The 14,689-nt window shown below is 52.1% G+C and carries 17 protein-coding genes; 8 read left to right on the top strand and 9 right to left on the bottom strand.

What is annotated here, in order from left to right:
- Nucleotides 1–20 precede the first annotated feature (20 nt).
- Genes ACOQPU_RS27205 through ACOQPU_RS27195 form a run of 3 tightly spaced genes read left to right on the top strand, consistent with a single transcriptional unit; the run spans nt 21 to nt 837 of the window.
- Nucleotides 21–227 carry a hypothetical protein gene (locus ACOQPU_RS27205; RefSeq protein WP_420642969.1) on the top strand — a complete coding sequence of 69 codons (207 nt, stop codon included), beginning with the start codon at nt 21–23 and terminating at the stop codon, nt 225–227.
- Complete coding sequence (locus ACOQPU_RS27200) at nt 227–463, top strand: hypothetical protein (RefSeq protein WP_420642968.1); 237 nt, start codon at nt 227–229, stop codon at nt 461–463. Before ACOQPU_RS27205 ends, ACOQPU_RS27200 begins: the two co-directional genes overlap by 1 nt.
- 2 nt (nt 464–465) lie before the next feature.
- Entirely contained in the window at nt 466–837 is a 372-nt protein-coding gene (locus ACOQPU_RS27195; RefSeq protein ID WP_420642967.1) for a hypothetical protein, read from the top strand.
- A gap of 198 nt (nt 838–1,035) precedes the next feature.
- Here ACOQPU_RS27195 and ACOQPU_RS27190 read toward each other — a convergent pair whose 3' ends face one another.
- Nucleotides 1,036–1,995, bottom strand: coding sequence for a tyrosine-type recombinase/integrase (locus ACOQPU_RS27190; protein ID WP_420642966.1), 960 nt, complete (start codon nt 1,993–1,995; stop codon nt 1,036–1,038).
- A gap of 200 nt (nt 1,996–2,195) precedes the next feature.
- Between ACOQPU_RS27190 and ACOQPU_RS27185 the strand changes: the two genes are divergently transcribed.
- The 5 genes from ACOQPU_RS27185 (at nt 2,196) to ACOQPU_RS27165 (ending at nt 7,782) form a co-directional block, all read left to right on the top strand.
- Nucleotides 2,196–3,734, top strand: a complete 1,539-nt coding sequence (locus ACOQPU_RS27185) for an efflux RND transporter periplasmic adaptor subunit (protein ID WP_420642965.1) — start codon at nt 2,196–2,198, stop codon at nt 3,732–3,734.
- 5 nt (nt 3,735–3,739) lie between these two features.
- Nucleotides 3,740–4,450 carry an ABC transporter ATP-binding protein gene (locus ACOQPU_RS27180; RefSeq protein WP_420642964.1) on the top strand — a complete coding sequence of 237 codons (711 nt, stop codon included), beginning with the start codon at nt 3,740–3,742 and terminating at the stop codon, nt 4,448–4,450.
- Nucleotides 4,447–5,751 (top strand): ABC transporter permease, encoded by a 1,305-nt coding sequence (locus ACOQPU_RS27175; RefSeq protein ID WP_420642963.1) that lies wholly within the window; start codon nt 4,447–4,449, stop codon nt 5,749–5,751. Before ACOQPU_RS27180 ends, ACOQPU_RS27175 begins: the two co-directional genes overlap by 4 nt.
- A gap of 55 nt (nt 5,752–5,806) precedes the next feature.
- Entirely contained in the window at nt 5,807–6,742 is a 936-nt protein-coding gene (locus ACOQPU_RS27170; protein ID WP_420642962.1) for a hypothetical protein, read from the top strand.
- A 212-nt stretch (nt 6,743–6,954) separates the two neighbouring features.
- Complete coding sequence (locus tag ACOQPU_RS27165) at nt 6,955–7,782, top strand: YceI family protein (RefSeq protein ID WP_420642961.1); 828 nt, start codon at nt 6,955–6,957, stop codon at nt 7,780–7,782.
- Nucleotides 7,783–7,870: 88 nt separating this feature from the next.
- On the opposite strand, the gene ACOQPU_RS27160 is transcribed toward ACOQPU_RS27165, so the two are convergent.
- From ACOQPU_RS27160 to ACOQPU_RS27125, 8 genes are all read right to left on the bottom strand, one after another.
- Complete coding sequence (locus tag ACOQPU_RS27160; RefSeq protein WP_420642960.1) at nt 7,871–8,065, bottom strand: hypothetical protein; 195 nt, start codon at nt 8,063–8,065, stop codon at nt 7,871–7,873.
- A gap of 12 nt (nt 8,066–8,077) precedes the next feature.
- Nucleotides 8,078–9,676 carry a B12-binding domain-containing radical SAM protein gene (locus tag ACOQPU_RS27155; RefSeq protein ID WP_420642959.1) on the bottom strand — a complete coding sequence of 533 codons (1,599 nt, stop codon included), beginning with the start codon at nt 9,674–9,676 and terminating at the stop codon, nt 8,078–8,080.
- 70 nt (nt 9,677–9,746) lie between these two features.
- Nucleotides 9,747–10,295, bottom strand: coding sequence for a hypothetical protein (locus tag ACOQPU_RS27150; protein WP_420642958.1), 549 nt, complete (start codon nt 10,293–10,295; stop codon nt 9,747–9,749).
- A gap of 105 nt (nt 10,296–10,400) precedes the next feature.
- Nucleotides 10,401–10,745, bottom strand: coding sequence for a DUF6027 family protein (locus ACOQPU_RS27145; protein ID WP_420642957.1), 345 nt, complete (start codon nt 10,743–10,745; stop codon nt 10,401–10,403).
- Nucleotides 10,746–10,773: 28 nt separating this feature from the next.
- Complete coding sequence (locus tag ACOQPU_RS27140) at nt 10,774–11,568, bottom strand: ABC transporter permease (RefSeq protein ID WP_420642956.1); 795 nt, start codon at nt 11,566–11,568, stop codon at nt 10,774–10,776.
- A gap of 38 nt (nt 11,569–11,606) precedes the next feature.
- Nucleotides 11,607–12,569, bottom strand: a complete 963-nt coding sequence (locus ACOQPU_RS27135) for an ABC transporter ATP-binding protein (protein WP_420642955.1) — start codon at nt 12,567–12,569, stop codon at nt 11,607–11,609.
- Nucleotides 12,562–13,479: an alpha/beta hydrolase family protein gene (locus ACOQPU_RS27130; protein ID WP_420642954.1), complete on the bottom strand. Its 918-nt coding sequence runs from the start codon at nt 13,477–13,479 to the stop codon at nt 12,562–12,564. Before ACOQPU_RS27130 ends, ACOQPU_RS27135 begins: the two co-directional genes overlap by 8 nt.
- Entirely contained in the window at nt 13,476–14,678 is a 1,203-nt protein-coding gene (locus ACOQPU_RS27125) for a nucleotidyltransferase family protein (RefSeq protein ID WP_420642953.1), read from the bottom strand. The genes ACOQPU_RS27130 and ACOQPU_RS27125 overlap by 4 nt, the downstream gene beginning before the upstream one ends.
- Nucleotides 14,679–14,689 lie beyond the last annotated feature (11 nt).

Genomic DNA, 14,689 nt, shown 5'->3' with positions numbered 1-14,689 from the left:
AAATGATATAATATTTTGCAATGAAGATTTATTTGGATGTTTGTTGTTTGAATCGGCCGTTTGACGACCAAACCCAAGACCGTATGCGTTTGGAAACAGAAGCTATCGATGTATTTCTAACGACCGACGATAAATTAATACGCAAGGCAAATCATCTTGCCGGACAGTTAAATGTTGTGGTGGATAACCCGTTGAGTTGGTTGTCTGGCCAGAGGGAAACTAAATAATGACTGCATCGACAATGACTTTGAATCAAATTCGACAAAAGGGCTTAGAAGTATTATCCCGTGAACTTAGCCCTGTTGGGATGATTCGTTTTATGCAACAATTTGAGACGGGTTCTGGTGATTATTCTGTTGAACGTCATGAGTGGTTGGATGATCTAACCCTTGAAGATATTTATCAGCGAATTAAGGAGCGTCGGCTTGAGTCTGAGGAAAAGGAGGCAGATTCAGGTCAGTAGGTATGGATATTAAGTTTTTCGATGACCCGTTTGAAGGGCCAAAGCCTCGGGATGAGGTGCGGATTAAGCAGTTGGGGCTGTACATGCACGAGGACGGCCGTCGCGTGGCCGTAGGGTTCGACATGACGCCTTTTTTGGAACGGCCGTCTATCCAAGTCACGTTTATCAATGAGCGGGGGGAAGAAGCGGGTTCACTGCACGTCATCGAGACGCTGCAAACCAACTTTAGCCTGACCGTACATTTGCGGGACAAAGAGCCGACTGACACCTATGAGGTAACGGCCGTTGTCTATTACGCAACCCCGGAAACCGAACGTGTAGACGTACACACCCTTACGCGCACGCTTGACCGCACCACGCCAGGCGAGCAATAAACCAATTTGTAGCACAAAAAAGCCGTCGCTGTCCTCACAACGACGGCTTTTTTGCCAGGAAAAACAATGTTTAAGCAACTCTATAACGATGTTGAGGTGTAGATGGTTCCCGAAAGGGAAAGAGACAAGCTGATCAAAAAGCCGCCACACTTAGGGAGAGTGGCGGCGAGTAAACAGAGTTTAGAAACCTCGGAAGTCTTATAATTCTTTTTCATTCTCCCGCGCTGCCAGCCGCTCTAGCTTCGATTTTGTTTCGCGCCAGGTAATTTTGGATAGTCCCAGCTTTTGCCGAATGTCATCTTGCTCCACGTTGGCACGCCAATCGCGCATGGTGGAGGCCCAACGCAAATTTTCAAATGAAAGAAGCCCGCGCGCCAAACCGGCTTCATCCCCGATGTCCCGCAAAATGTATTCTAGATTGCGAGGAGTGCAGGTAAAAAGCGTATCGGGTGGCTTGTACTTTGCGAGGTATTCATCTAGTACATCCAGCCATTCTGACTCCAGGTAGAGCTTGCGTTCTTTGTAGCGTAGACGTGGATTTGCGTACCGGATGAATAGCATGGGCTGGTCTGGATTGTTGCGGTCTATGTGATTGGGCACAATGCTCATCGCTTCACCTTTCTTGATGCCTGTTAGCAGCAACAAAGTTAGTAAAAGGTGGGGGCGTGCATCTGCTTTGCTCTCCTGGCTACCTTCACGCATTTGTTGGGAGACGGCCAACGCTTTTTCCAAGTCTGCCTCGGTGGGGATGTTTGGGAGGGGGCTTTTGACGCTGCGTTGGATTACGGCCGCTGACGGATCGTTGGGCAACACGCCAGCTTCATGTAGCCAGCCGAAGAAAACCTTCAGCGTTGTCACCCGCCGGGCGTATGATTTTGGGCTGCACGGCACGCCTCGTTCTTCCAGGAGCCATTTCAGGAAATCATTCAAATTGTTGGTGCCGATCTTGCCAATTGGCTGCCCAATACCTAGATATTTGCCTAACAAGCGTACATCGCTGGCAAATGCCTTCATGGTATTGATGGCAAACCCTTCATTGCGCATGTGGGTTTCAAAAAGACCTAATGCGGCCTGGATAGAGGCATCTGCCGAGAGGGGGGGAGCATCTTTGGCTGGTGGCAGTTGATCTGGTGATATTAATGGATTTTGTTCACTCACGCTTAATCGCTCCTTCTTCAATAACTTCGTATAGGCAAAGAGATTAGAACATTTGAACCATTTTGTCAAGGGCTTGGATAACAGAAAACCCATACGATCTTAACATTTTCTGAACAATCATTTTTTACACTGCTGTTCATAATTTTTGAATAGGAGTTGAAACAATGTTGAGGCAAAGAAGAGTATGGATAGGATTGATAATGGTTTTGGCTGTTGCTGGTGTGGGCTACTATTTTTACCAGCAAACGTTGCCAACGGCCGTTGCTCAAAATGAAGTAGAAGATGAGCTGCAAACGGCCGTTGCCCGGCAAGGCGATATTGTAGTATCGGCCGTTGGGGCTGGCAATATTGTGGCTGCTGAAGAAGTGACCGTTGGCTTTGGCAGCAATGGCACCTTGGTAGAACTGCTGGTACAGGTGGGGGATGAGGTGTTGGCGGGGGATGTGCTGGCGCGGGTTGATGATTCTGATGCGCAGCAAGCGTTGGTAAATGCCCAATTGCAATATCAGCGTGCGGCGATGCAGACGGATGCTTCTGTGACGGCAACAGGTGTCAGCTATGACGATATTAGCGTGGCGCAGATGGAAATCAATCTAGCGGAAGCGGAAGCGGCGCTGGATGATTTGCGCAACTGGACGCCAGATGAAGATGAGATTGCGCTGGCTGAAGCCAATTTAGCTGCCGCCGAAGCAAGCTACAACGCAGCGCTGGGGCAGGCGTCAGCTAGCAGTGCCAACATTGCCGTGAGCAATATTAGCGTTGAGCAGGCGGAACGGGCTCTGGCAGAAGCACAGGACGCCTACGACGTTGCCTGGGACCCTGGCCGGGATTGGGAGCTAGGCGATCCGCGCCATGCCACTGCGCTGGAAAATGAGCGTGACCGTACGGCCGATGCTTTGCTGCGGGCCGAAGAGTCATTGCAAATTGCGCAGCTCAATTACAGTTCAACCGTCTCCAACAGCAGCAGTAGCAGCATCGCCAATTCCCAAACGGGTTTGCTTAATGCCCAGCTAGCGCTGGAAACGGTCGTTAGTGGCCCCGATGAAGATGCGATTGCCACAGCAGAAACGGCCGTTCGCCAAGCCGAACTGTCGCTGCAACAAGCATTGCTCAATCGAGAAGCCAACGAACTCAGTTTGGCCCAGGCGGCCATAGATTTGCAGAACGCGGAAGAAGCTGTGGCCGCAGCGGAACTAATCGCCCCTATTGACGGCACGATTACCACAATCAATGGCTCCGTTGGCGAAACCGTCGGTGGCGATTTGCTAATTTTGGCAGATTTGTCGCAGCCTGTTTTGGAGCTATTTCTTGACGAAGCAGATTTGAATATGGTGGGTGTGGGGTACGAGGTAGACGTGACGTTTGATGCGTTGCCTGATGAGCAGTTTAGCGGCACTGTGGTGCAAATTGACCCGGAATTGAGCGTTGAAAGCGGCTTAACCGTGGTTCATGCCCTGGTGATGCTAGATGATTTTGCCAAGCCACAAACGTTACCCGTTGGTTTGAATGCCTCCGTAGAAGTGATTGGAGGGCGGGCAGAAAATACGGTGCTGGTTCCGGTTGAGGCGTTGCGTGAACTTTCCCCGGGCGAATATTCAATATTTGTTATGGAAGGGGGTGAGCCGACGCTCCGATTTGTAGAAGTAGGCATCATGGATTTTAGCTTTGCTGAAATTTTATCTGGCGTTGCAGCGGGTGAAGAAGTCACCACCGGCATCCTGCAAACGCAAAGTGAGTGAATCCCATGACACCTATCATAAAAACAGAGCAACTTACAAAAGTATACGGCATGGGAGATATCCAAGTGGCTGCTTTGGGCGGCGTGGATGTTCAAATTAACAACGGTGAATTTGTGGCAGTAATGGGGCCATCTGGCTCTGGCAAAAGTACGCTGATGAACATTTTGGGCTGTTTGGACCGGCCTACGGCTGGCCAATACTTATTGGCTGGCCAAGACGTAAGCGGAATGGAAAAAGTGCAGCTTGCCGTGATTCGCAATCAGCGCATTGGCTTTATTTTTCAATCGTTTAATTTGCTGTCGCGCACATCGGCGTTGCGGAATGTGATGCTGCCGCTGGTGTATAAGCGGCAGGGGCAGCTTTCCCCTACGGAGCGTGAGGAGAAAGCAATGGAAGCATTAGACGCAGTTGGTTTGGCTGATCGCGCACACCACGACCCGAATGAGCTGTCTGGTGGGCAGCGACAGCGGGTAGCCATTGCCCGTGCACTGGTAAATGACCCGGTTTTAATCATGGCAGATGAGCCGACGGGCAACCTGGACACAAAAACGGGCAACGAGATTATGGGGCTGCTGCACAAATTGCATGAACGTGGACGGACGATTGTGATGGTGACGCATGAGCCGGATATTGCTGAACAGACGGAACGGTCGATTGTGCTGGTGGATGGTTTGGTGGCGTCAGACGGCCGTACCCAACCGGGAGGTGCCGCATGAGCAGCGAAGCAGTCCATCTAGCAGGAATTTCTGAAAATGAAGTGCAGGTGGAAGAAACGGCCGTTGCCACCATCATCAATCCCTTGGAAATTAGCCGTATCGCCTGGGAAGGCGTGATTCGGAACAAGGTGCGCTCACTGCTCACCATGCTTGGCGTCATCATTGGCGTGGGGGCAGTCATCATCATGATTGCCATCAGTGCCGGCACCGAGGCAACCATCGCTGAACAAATCGAAGGCTTAGGCTCGAACCTGGTCTTTATCCAGGCAGGCTTTGGGCGTGGTGCTCCCGGTAGCAATAGCAACCAACCATCCCTGGTTTACGATGATATTGCGATTGTAGAGTCGGTGAGCGGCGTCGCTGGAACGACGGTGGACCAAACAACTTCCCAAACCGTGAAGGCAGGGGATGTGACTCTGACGGACGTCGCGCTGATGGGGACCACGCCAGATTTTCCTGATGTGCGGGATGTTGTGATTGCAGACGGCCGTTTCTTTAACGAAACAGAACTTGAGCGGTCTACCAAAGTCGCTGTTTTAGGATCATCTCTGGCGGAGCAATTGTTTGGGGATGCCAATCCTATCGGCCAATCCATCACCGTTGGCACAACCAAGCTGGCGGTGATCGGCGTTGCTGAGGAAAAAGGGATTGTGGGCAATACAGATTTTGATTCCCTGCTGTACGTGCCGATTACCCTGGTTTTTGACAGATTTTTACCGACTCAGTTCCAACAATTGGCTGGGGATCGGGTGCGAATTATTTATGTGCAGGTGGAACCAGAGGCAGATATGGATTTGGTCATCCAACAAATTCAGCTAAAGCTGGCCAATAGCAAGGATGTTTCGGTAGACGAACTCCCTTTTACGATGCAAACCCAGCAAGACATCATCGATACGGAGGGGGCAACCACAGAAGCGTTTCGTAATTTGCTGGCGTGGGTGGCGGGTGTCTCCTTGTTGGTAGGCGGCATTGGCATTATGAACATCATGCTAGTGAGCGTCACAGAACGCACCCGCGAGATTGGCATTCGGCAGTCGGTGGGAGCCACCCCGAATGATATCCGGCTTCAATTTCTTACCGAGGCCTTGATGCTTAGCTTGGTGGGGGGCTTAATTGGCGTCGCTATTGGGGTAGGTGGGTCCTATCTATTTGGCTCAACGAGCGATATGCGGACTGTTATTGTGCCTAGCTCTATCGCGCTGGCATTTGGCTCGGCTGCGGCTGTGGGTATCTTTTTTGGATTTTTTCCGGCAAACAAAGCCGCCCAGCTTGATCCAATTGAAGCGTTACGACATGAATAAAATGAACTGTAGGGGTGGCTCGTGAGCTGCCCCTACAACAAGTAACAAGGAAAATATGATGAAGAAACTACTTTTACTCCTTCTTTTAGCATTATCTTTCAGCACCGTAGCTTGTGCAGCACCTGATGAGGCTGGAAATAACGATACGGCCGTTTCCAATACAACAACCAATAATAACGAGACTGCTGAGACCCAACCAATCCGCCTCGATGAAGCGTATGACGACGCGCTGCCGATCATGACCCAGCTTGCGCTTGGCACTATCCAACTGGATGAGACTGAGCTGGCAGTTGATGAGGCGTTGGCGGCAGAGCTGATTCCTTTGTGGCAAGCGGCTCAATCGCTAAGCGACAGCGATACGGCCGCTTCGGCAGAAGTGACGGCCGTTCTCAACCAAATTCAGGACAGTATGTCGCCTGAGCAGGTTGCGGCCATTGCAGACATGGCTCTTACCGAAGAGACGTTGACTGCCTTGTTGGAGAGCGGCACCATTACATTTGGTCGTGGCGCGGGCCAGGGACAGGGGCAAGCTGGCGAAGGGCGTATTGTGCCTCCAGGAGGCATTGGGCAAGGTGGTGGCCCTGGCGGCGGTGGCCCTGGTGGGTTAGGTGGCCGGGGTGGCGGCAATTTAAGCGAAGATGATATTGCCACCCGTCAGGCACAAATTGCCTCTGGAGAGGTTGGTGGCGTTCAGGAGCAGGCATTGGTGGGGGCTGTGGTGCGTTTGCTGCAAACCAAGACAGGTGAGGCCGCGCCCAATCCAGATGAGGTAGCTGATACCGTGTTTACGGCCGTTTCGCAACAGCTAGGGCTTACACCGGAAGAATTACAGGCACAGTTAACAGATGGCACGACGTTGGTCGCGGTTATTGAAGCAAATGATGGGGATGTAACGGCCGTTCGTGAAGCAATCGTTACCTCCCTCAATGGACTGGAAAACGCAGAGGCTCTAGACGTGGAGCAGATTGTGAATAACTGGTTGAACGAATAGGCCAGTGCCGTGCAGCAACAGGTTGCTCACGGAGACACAACATGAGTTTTTACTAAGAGGCGGCAAAGATTTAATCCAACGCTAAATTGAGTACGTAAAATCCGGGCTGCCTCGGCAAGGGCATAATTTTTGCTGGTTTGCTCAAGTACAAACCAATTTCGAGATGCTTTGGACTCAAATTTTATTTGGTTTTTAGATAAAAGGAGATGTTTATGTACAAGAATATATTTAAAGCACTACTGTTGTTTGCGGTGATGCTTCTGGTTTCAGCCTGTGGTTTGTTGCAGGAACCAGAAGCTCCCAGTGCCACTATTGAGGCGATCCCCCTGGAAATTGAGGAAGCTGAAGAAGAGGTGGAAGTTGAAGAACCGACAGCCGAAGCAGAACAACCCCCTGTTGAAATTGAAGAGGCTGACGAACCAGAAGAAATGGACGAGGCTGAAGAGCTGGAAGAAGAAGTTGAGGAGCCGCCCGTAGAGGAAGAAGAAGCCCCGGCCGCTGGCGGACTGTTGATTTTTGATATTAGCCAAGATGCTTCTGAGGTTCGTTTTGAGCTAGATGAGGATTTGCGCGGTAGCCGGTTTACGGTGGTTGGGTCAACCAATCAGGTTGCTGGCCAGCTTGCCCTCGATTTCAACGATTTGTCTACTGCGCAGGTGGGGGAAATTCGAATAAACGCACGCACACTGGAAACAGACAATGATTTCCGCAACCGGGCTATCCAAAACGAGATTTTGGATACAGGCGATTATGAGTTTATCAGTTTTGTGCCAACGGCCGTTTCTGGTCTACCCGAATCTGCGGCCATCGGTGAAGAAATTAGCTTTACCATTGAGGGGGACTTGACTATTCGAGACGTGACTGAAGCTGTGACTTTTAATGTGGTGGCAACGGCCGTTTCTGAAACAGAAATTTCCGGCACCGCCACCGCCACCGTCCTGCGTGACACCTATGGACTCACCATTCCAGAGGTGCCCAACGTTGCCAACGTAGAAAACGAAGTGGATTTGATCATCAACTTCGTGGCCAACGCCTCTTAAAAAATTGAGGAGTGAGCATGCTCACATGCGAACGGTGTTAGCCGAGACGCATTTGAGGATGCTTACTCCTCACTCAAATAAAATTGAGCTAACCGAGTTTCTCTAGGATTTCATTGAGTTCATTTGTGTGCTTGCGTGCTTTTTCTTGCTCTCGGAAAACTGCTTCGTATAGGTCATACAAATTTGTAGCATTACCCGGAATTCCCAACCATTCGCACATTATGCGAACGCCTTCACGTAACTTCTTATCCTCAAGATTTATCAGAGAGTTAGTTTCTGCCATTTCGTTGCTCCTTTAATCTCCAGACTGCTCCGAATAATCCAGCCCCAACAGTTCTGCCCCTTCAGAGATGGTGCCTTTGTGGGTAGTTTGGTTGAACGTCACCATCCGTTTGGTCAGCCAGGCGATGAGCGGCTTGAGGGGGGAGTGGATGAGCCGCATTTTGAGTGCCCCTTCCCAATAATGGCTGAAATATTGGTTCTGCCAACGCCAGCGGAGCAGTTTGTAATACGGCCGTAGCAACCAATGCCCCTGCGACCGCCCCACAAACAAAATATCATTGATGTCGCACATCACCTGTGCTTCGTCGTCGCTGATCCACGGCGTGTTGCCTCGGTTCAGGTCCATCTCGCACCAGCCTTCCTGGTTTTCGGGGGGGATGTAGCCCATTTCTAGCGCTTTGGGCCAGAGCGGCGTGCCGGGGTAGGGCATGTAGACACAGACGGAGCAGCGCACGTTCTCACTCATGTCTGAAAGCGTTTCGATGGTGTCGAAGGTTTCTTTGGTTTCGTGCGGCTGCTCCTCCGGCATTCCCACAATGAAGGAGCAGTTGGCTTCAATGTGTGGTGCATATCTCACCAGATTGCCAATGCCCCAGATGATTTGCTCTGTGTCCTGGTCTTTCGTCATCCGGTCCAGCACCTCTTGCGAAGCAGACTCCACGCCGATGTTGACCCATTGGCAGCCTGTGTTGTTCATCCACTGCACAAATTCCGGCTTCAGTAGCTGCACACGCACCTGCCCGCTCCACGGCATATTGATTTTTTCCACCAGCCGCTGCATTGGCTTGATACGGCCGAATAAATAATCATCGGCGTAATCAATCGCATCCACACCGTAATTTTCCTTCAGCCACGCAATCTGGTTGATGATGAATTCGTCGGAATGCTGCCGCCAGGTGCGCTTCATAACCACTTCGTTGTAGCAGAAGCCGCAGCGGAAGGGGCAGCCGCGCGAAATGTAAACGGGGATGGCGCGGGTGTATGGTCCGCTAGGGATGAGGTACGCTTCGACATCTGCCAGCAAATCCCAGCGAGGATAATACTTGTCGAGGTCTTGGATAAACGACCGTTCCCTAAAAAACATCGGCATTCCATCTTCGGCACGCTTGTAGGCCAGCCCCGCCACGGTAGACCAGTCGCGCTGGGAGATGCGCCCCGCCAGCAGCAGGGCAAACTCCTGCGCCGTCTCTTCCCCCTCATTCACAATGACAAAATCGACGTATTCCTCTTTCAGGACATCCATCGGCATGATGGTGGCATGGACGCCACCCCACACGACGGGAATACCCAGTTCATGCACCCGTTTGGAGGCATCGATGCAAGGTTGTAGCTGTGGTCCGGTAATGGTGCTGAATCCCACGAATAACGGCCGTTCCTCAGCCACCTGCGCCACAAACTCCTCTAAATATTCCTCTGTCTCATGAAAAATGCGGCAGTTGAAGCCAACCTGTTCCAGCGCATCGGCTACGTACATAATGCCAAACGGCGGGTACATATCCCGGTGGTTGCGGAAGTTGATGAGAAAAATCGTGTCGCTTGCGTCAGAGGCTTGCTGCGGCAGGGAGTCAGGGGAAACTTGCACATCTTGCAGGGTTAACATCGGTTGGGCCATTTTAACTTTTCCTCTTCCAAATCAAGTTGCCGAATCTGTCTCTATCTTACTCAATTTCCCCAATTTGGCATCATTCTGTCAGGGTAAACGTGGCTGTCTTTTCAATACCCTCCCCAATGTCACCATCCGAATTGGCATTTATTTGGGTCAGGTCGCCAAAAAACGGATAAAAGGTGGCAGATGTGATGTACTCATCTGGCGGCGCAGGGGAAAGCTGCCCACATAGCTCATCTTCGCAAATGTTCAAATCCCAGCTTCCAAGCCGTTGCTCCTCCCCTGGCTCAACCACATGATAGACGAGAACATCGCACGTTTCTGGGCTGGTCGGGAAATATCGTCCCGGAGCTACTTTTATCTGGATGTGTAGGCAGCGATCCCCTTCTGGCAAGTAATAAATGTACGGCACATTCCCCTGGTTGAAGACGGTTACGCTCCATTTCTCTCCAGCAGATAACTCATTTTGGTATTGCAGAACAATGTCGGTCGGTTTGGGGGTAAGGTCAGCTGTAAGTGTGGGGATGAATACGGCCGTTGGCGTTGCCACAGGATTTGTGCAGCCAAACAGCAGCAATAAAAGCAACCCCCAAAATCCTTTGTTAAAACCAGACTGCGTCTTCATAATTGTCTCCTTGATTAACTGAGTGGAAGAGTCTCACTCTATTGATAATGGACGGGCTACAAACAAAACGCAGTTTAGGGGTGTGCAGTTCCTTGCAGCCCCAATTTAATCGGCTGCTTTGGGACCAATTGCCAACCAGCTTATCATTTGTCGCAGGGCTTCGTAGGCGATTAGGCGAGCTCCCGCGCTGTCGGCGGCTTCAGCTTTGTCAATATGTTCCTGCATTTGGCGCAGCACATAGGGTGTCATCGCCAAAACTGCATCGGAACCAGAAGCTGTGTACTTCACCAAAATGTAGCGAATGAGAGCCGGAACGGGGATGCTGGTATCCTTGCTTAGATTTTCTAATGTCGGCAATGGATCTGCGACGCTGTATAGTGCCACTTCTTCCTTGAAATTGGCGTGTGGGTCGTCCGCTTCCCACAAATCTTCATACGGTTTAAGTTCCATCGTTAAATTTTCCTTACCGATTACTGACCTAGTAATGCGCCAGTTCACCTGTCTGTTTGAGATGGCGGATAGCGTAGCGCAAAGCAAAGAGTGAGAGGGGAAGGAGTACGGCCGTAAAGCCCCCCAATACCAGCAAATCCCCACCCACTTCTGCAATCGTTTCGCCCCGCATCAGCGCCCCGCGCAAAGCCCGCAGCGCGTAAGTGAAGGGCAGCGCATAGCTAATGATCCGCAGCCAGCCGGGCAGCAGCTCCACAGGGAAGAAGACGCCGCTGAAAACGTAAGCTACTGAGTTGATGAACCAGTTCATCGGGTCGCCCCGCTTGAACACGATGACAAACGCCGCTGAAAAGATGCCGTAGCTAATTAAACTGGAGAGTGAGACCAGCAGGACGAGGACGGCCGTTCCCCAATTAGCGTTTGAGAAATCTGCACCAACGGCCGTACCCACCCCCAACTGAATCAGCACCAGCAGCACCCCCTCCAGCAACATCCATGATGATGGCCCCAGCAGGGCCAGGGTGGTTGGCGTTGCCGTTACCAGCAGTGGCTCGATGGTGCCTTGCAGCATTTCTTCCCGCAAATTGGCAGAAAAAGCGTGGCTGCTCAGCTCCAAAAATTTGGAAAACGCCCCACCGATGATTAAAAAGGTAAAGTAGGTTCCGCCTTCAACCTGCCCAGAGCCAGATCGCTGCAATAGCTGATCCAAAAAGAAAAAGAGCAGCACGGAGATAATCATCCCCAGGTAGCGGGTGACGAAGTTCAGCTTGTACGCCCAGGCCAGGCGAAAGTTATGGGTGATAAGAGCGGTTAACTTTTGCATACATCTTTGGGAGATTGGAGACCGGAGATTTTCAATCTCTAATCTCCACTAAAATGGGCCACAATGCGGCGTAACGATTCGTCGTCGGCGCGGTGGTAGCTTTCGAGACGGCCGTTTCCCTCCTCAATCACTGCCAAAATCTGAAACCAAACCCGCTCGTCGGCTAACGCGAGGTCAAAGGTGGTCTGTGTGGCTCCGCGTGAGATTTCTGTGACGGCCTCCACGCCGTCAAGCGCCTGCCAATTGTGGGCCAGCATATCGGGATTGCCTTCTACCACCAAGCGGAACAGAGCGCGACGGGGCAGCAATGCGCCCAATTCGGTGGGCGTACCGATGGCTTGCACCGTGCCATTGGCCAAAATGATGACCCGGTCGCAAAAATTCTCCATCTCGTACAGTTCATGGCTGATAAACACCACCGTTTTGCCCTGCCGGTTCACCAGTTCGTCGCGGATGAGTGCCTTCACGAAGTCGCTGGTTTGCACGTCCATGCTCTTGGTTGGCTCGTCCAGAAACAAAATCGGGGGGTTGTGGATGAGGGCGCGGGCGATGTTCAGACGCTGTTTTTGCCCGGTGGAGAGGGATTGCGTGGGCGCATCGGCTTTTTGGTTTAGGCCGAAAAGGTTTAGGACTTCGCCGATGCGCTGGGGAATTTGCCCACGCGGCACGTTTTGCATGGCGGCGTAGAACTGCAAATTTTGGCGGGCTGTCAGACGGCCGTAAAACGATCGTTCATCCGCCGTCACCAACCCAATGGACGCCCGCACCTGCATTTCCTGCTGAACCACATCGAAGCCGTTGACAACGGCCGTTCCGCTAGTGGGAGCTAACAAAGTCGTCAACATCCGCACAATCGTGCTTTTGCCCGCGCCGTTGGGGCCAAACAGGCCAAATAGTTCGCCTTTTCCCACCGAAAAATTGATGTTGGAAACGGCCGTAACCGGCTTGCCCCGGCTTTGGTACGTTTTGCTTAAATCTCTTACTTGAATAATCTCATTCATGAGCTGCCAACCATTCGACAATCGTGGCAAACCTTTCTTCCGTTAGCGCATGCTCTCCATTGTACCGCTTGTGGGTAATCTGGGATGAAATGCCAGCGGCTGCGCACTTTTTATTGGCAAGCTGGATGACGCGGTTGGCATCTTGCGAAAATCGGTCATCCGTTGCCGAGACAGTTAGAAACGGCCGTGGTGCGATGCAGGCAACCAAATCAGGAATGTCGAACTTGCTTGTGAATCCCGGAATGGCACTCGCCATTTCTATGCCTGTTTGTTGGGCAATTCGGTGTTCATAAGAACAAACTGCACCACTAGCACAGGCAAACTGAATGCGCTCATCTACCGCAGCGTGGAACAGCACCGTGTTTCCGCCATAAGAATGACCCAATATGCCAATACGCTGGTTGTCAATGCTTGGAAGAGCTTGCAGGATGGAGATGCCCTGCGCAGAATCTTGCAGCACTTTTTGGATCAATGGTTCGCCGCGCAGCAGCCGGTAGCACATCTCATTGTAATGCTGGGCTACATCATCCTCATGGAGTTCAGTGCCAGATTGGTTGGTACGGCGATCTTCAAAGCAGATTGAGTCGGGGGCTAGCACGGCCATCCCTCTACGAGCCAATGCCGGCCCAAACGTTTGCCAAGGGTCTCCCACCAGCCCACACACTTCACTTTTGCCCCAATGCCGCTGCCCATGATGCTGATGATGCACAAGTACAGCCGCAAATGGCCCGTCCCCGTCTGGCAGCAGAAGATAAGCCGGAATTACGTCCCCATCCACACTTTCATACTGGATGAGGGCGTGGCGATACCCTTCTTTTTGCACAACGTTTTTGGTTGAAAAATTGATTGAGCCGGTTGGGACGGTAAACTGCAAAAAACGGCCGATTTCTGCGCGTAATTGTTCCATCATCCTCTCCGTTTTTTAGCTATTTGAATGGCGCGATCGCCATTCAGCAGTAGATAAGCCAATGGCCAGAATGGAGTTTCAACCAATTTGGGATACCGCTTGGCCAAATTGTAGCGGCGGGGGAAGAACGAGCGTAGCCAAAAGCGGGCCATGTCCAGGCGGGAGCGAGATAGTCGTTGGGCAATTTCCAGGCCAATACCGCTGCGGTTGACTGGATTGGCTTCGGATGCGTCAGCCAGTTCGGTGTGGGCCAGCCAATCGAGCAGCACTGGCGGACAATTTTCGCGTAGCCAATTGAGCGTGTCGGCGGGAATAGCCAGCCGAGTGTATTTGCCCACAAACGCCAGTGCTGGGTAAATGAAGCGGGCGGTGCTGGGCTGCACCAGTCGGGCAAAAGTTTGCCAATCAGTGGGCTGCATGGTGGCGCACAGTTTGCGAATGTCGTCGATGTGCATCAAGCGGCCGCGTTGAATCAGCCAGTCGCTGCTGGTGTGGGCGCAAACGTGCAGCAGCAGGGCAGCGGGGTTGGGTATGCATGCGGGTGTGTTTTGCCAGTACGGCCGTTCCTCACTTTCCCGCCACATTATTTCTGCCAGCTCATAGCCAATGCCCGCGTACTCTTCGCGCAGCGTAAAGTGAATCTCCACCGGATGCACGTTATCTGGCGCCCAAATGTTGGATTTGCGCTCGCCACGCAAATAAACTTCGTCTTCTGCCGAGCGAGAGTAATACCGGAAGCCAAGCTGATTTAGCATCATTTCCCGGCTGGCGGCGACATCTTTGGGGCGGATGAGCAAATCTAGATCGGCCAACGGCCGTAAAAGCGGGTCGGGGTAGTAAAGTGGAGCCAGGACCGCCCCTTTGAGCAGCATCACCTCGATGCCAGCCTGTTTAAACGTGGCCAAAATTTCAGTGCAGGCATCCAGCATTGCTTGGGTGCGTTCTCGGCTGGCAGTGTTGATGGTTTGTAGACGGCCGTTCACCCCCTCAGGTAGCTGGATGCCAGTCTCTTGAACCTGATCTGCCAGCCAGGGAAGCCCGTTTTGCCAATACGCCACCCACAATGCTGCTTCCCATTCTGCCTGCGACCAGTTGGCAACTTCTGCTTCTAGGCCATCGGGCAGCCAACGAGCCAACGCATTGGTCACGCGCATTAGCTGCTCGGCGGGCAGTTGCGGACGCTGGTTTAAATCTAGCATCATTTTAACGGCCG

It is taken from the genome of Candidatus Leptofilum sp., from assembly GCF_965223285.1.
GTDB lineage: Bacteria > Chloroflexota > Anaerolineae > Promineifilales > Promineifilaceae > Leptofilum.
This window is presented reverse-complemented; position numbering and strand designations above follow the sequence as displayed.

What these genes read in the sequence shown, in the direction of transcription:
- ACOQPU_RS27170 (WP_420642962.1), top strand. Translation starts at nt 5,807, where the DNA reads ATGATGAAGAAACTACTTTTACTCCTTCTTTTAGCATTATCTTTCAGC.
- ACOQPU_RS27185 (WP_420642965.1), top strand. Translation starts at nt 2,196, where the DNA reads ATGGTTTTGGCTGTTGCTGGTGTGGGCTACTATTTTTACCAGCAAACG.
- ACOQPU_RS27165 (WP_420642961.1), top strand. Translation starts at nt 6,955, where the DNA reads ATGTACAAGAATATATTTAAAGCACTACTGTTGTTTGCGGTGATGCTT.
- ACOQPU_RS27130 (WP_420642954.1), bottom strand. Translation starts at nt 13,479, where the DNA reads ATGATGGAACAATTACGCGCAGAAATCGGCCGTTTTTTGCAGTTTACC.
- ACOQPU_RS27195 (WP_420642967.1), top strand. Translation starts at nt 466, where the DNA reads ATGGATATTAAGTTTTTCGATGACCCGTTTGAAGGGCCAAAGCCTCGG.
- ACOQPU_RS27175 (WP_420642963.1), top strand. Translation starts at nt 4,447, where the DNA reads ATGAGCAGCGAAGCAGTCCATCTAGCAGGAATTTCTGAAAATGAAGTG.
- ACOQPU_RS27140 (WP_420642956.1), bottom strand. Translation starts at nt 11,568, where the DNA reads ATGCAAAAGTTAACCGCTCTTATCACCCATAACTTTCGCCTGGCCTGG.
- ACOQPU_RS27155 (WP_420642959.1), bottom strand. Translation starts at nt 9,676, where the DNA reads ATGGCCCAACCGATGTTAACCCTGCAAGATGTGCAAGTTTCCCCTGAC.
- ACOQPU_RS27145 (WP_420642957.1), bottom strand. Translation starts at nt 10,745, where the DNA reads ATGGAACTTAAACCGTATGAAGATTTGTGGGAAGCGGACGACCCACAC.
- ACOQPU_RS27180 (WP_420642964.1), top strand. Translation starts at nt 3,740, where the DNA reads ATGACACCTATCATAAAAACAGAGCAACTTACAAAAGTATACGGCATG.
- ACOQPU_RS27150 (WP_420642958.1), bottom strand. Translation starts at nt 10,295, where the DNA reads ATGAAGACGCAGTCTGGTTTTAACAAAGGATTTTGGGGGTTGCTTTTA.
- ACOQPU_RS27200 (WP_420642968.1), top strand. Translation starts at nt 227, where the DNA reads ATGACTGCATCGACAATGACTTTGAATCAAATTCGACAAAAGGGCTTA.
- ACOQPU_RS27205 (WP_420642969.1), top strand. Translation starts at nt 21, where the DNA reads ATGAAGATTTATTTGGATGTTTGTTGTTTGAATCGGCCGTTTGACGAC.
- ACOQPU_RS27125 (WP_420642953.1), bottom strand. Translation starts at nt 14,678, where the DNA reads ATGATGCTAGATTTAAACCAGCGTCCGCAACTGCCCGCCGAGCAGCTA.
- ACOQPU_RS27135 (WP_420642955.1), bottom strand. Translation starts at nt 12,569, where the DNA reads ATGAATGAGATTATTCAAGTAAGAGATTTAAGCAAAACGTACCAAAGC.
- ACOQPU_RS27160 (WP_420642960.1), bottom strand. Translation starts at nt 8,065, where the DNA reads ATGGCAGAAACTAACTCTCTGATAAATCTTGAGGATAAGAAGTTACGT.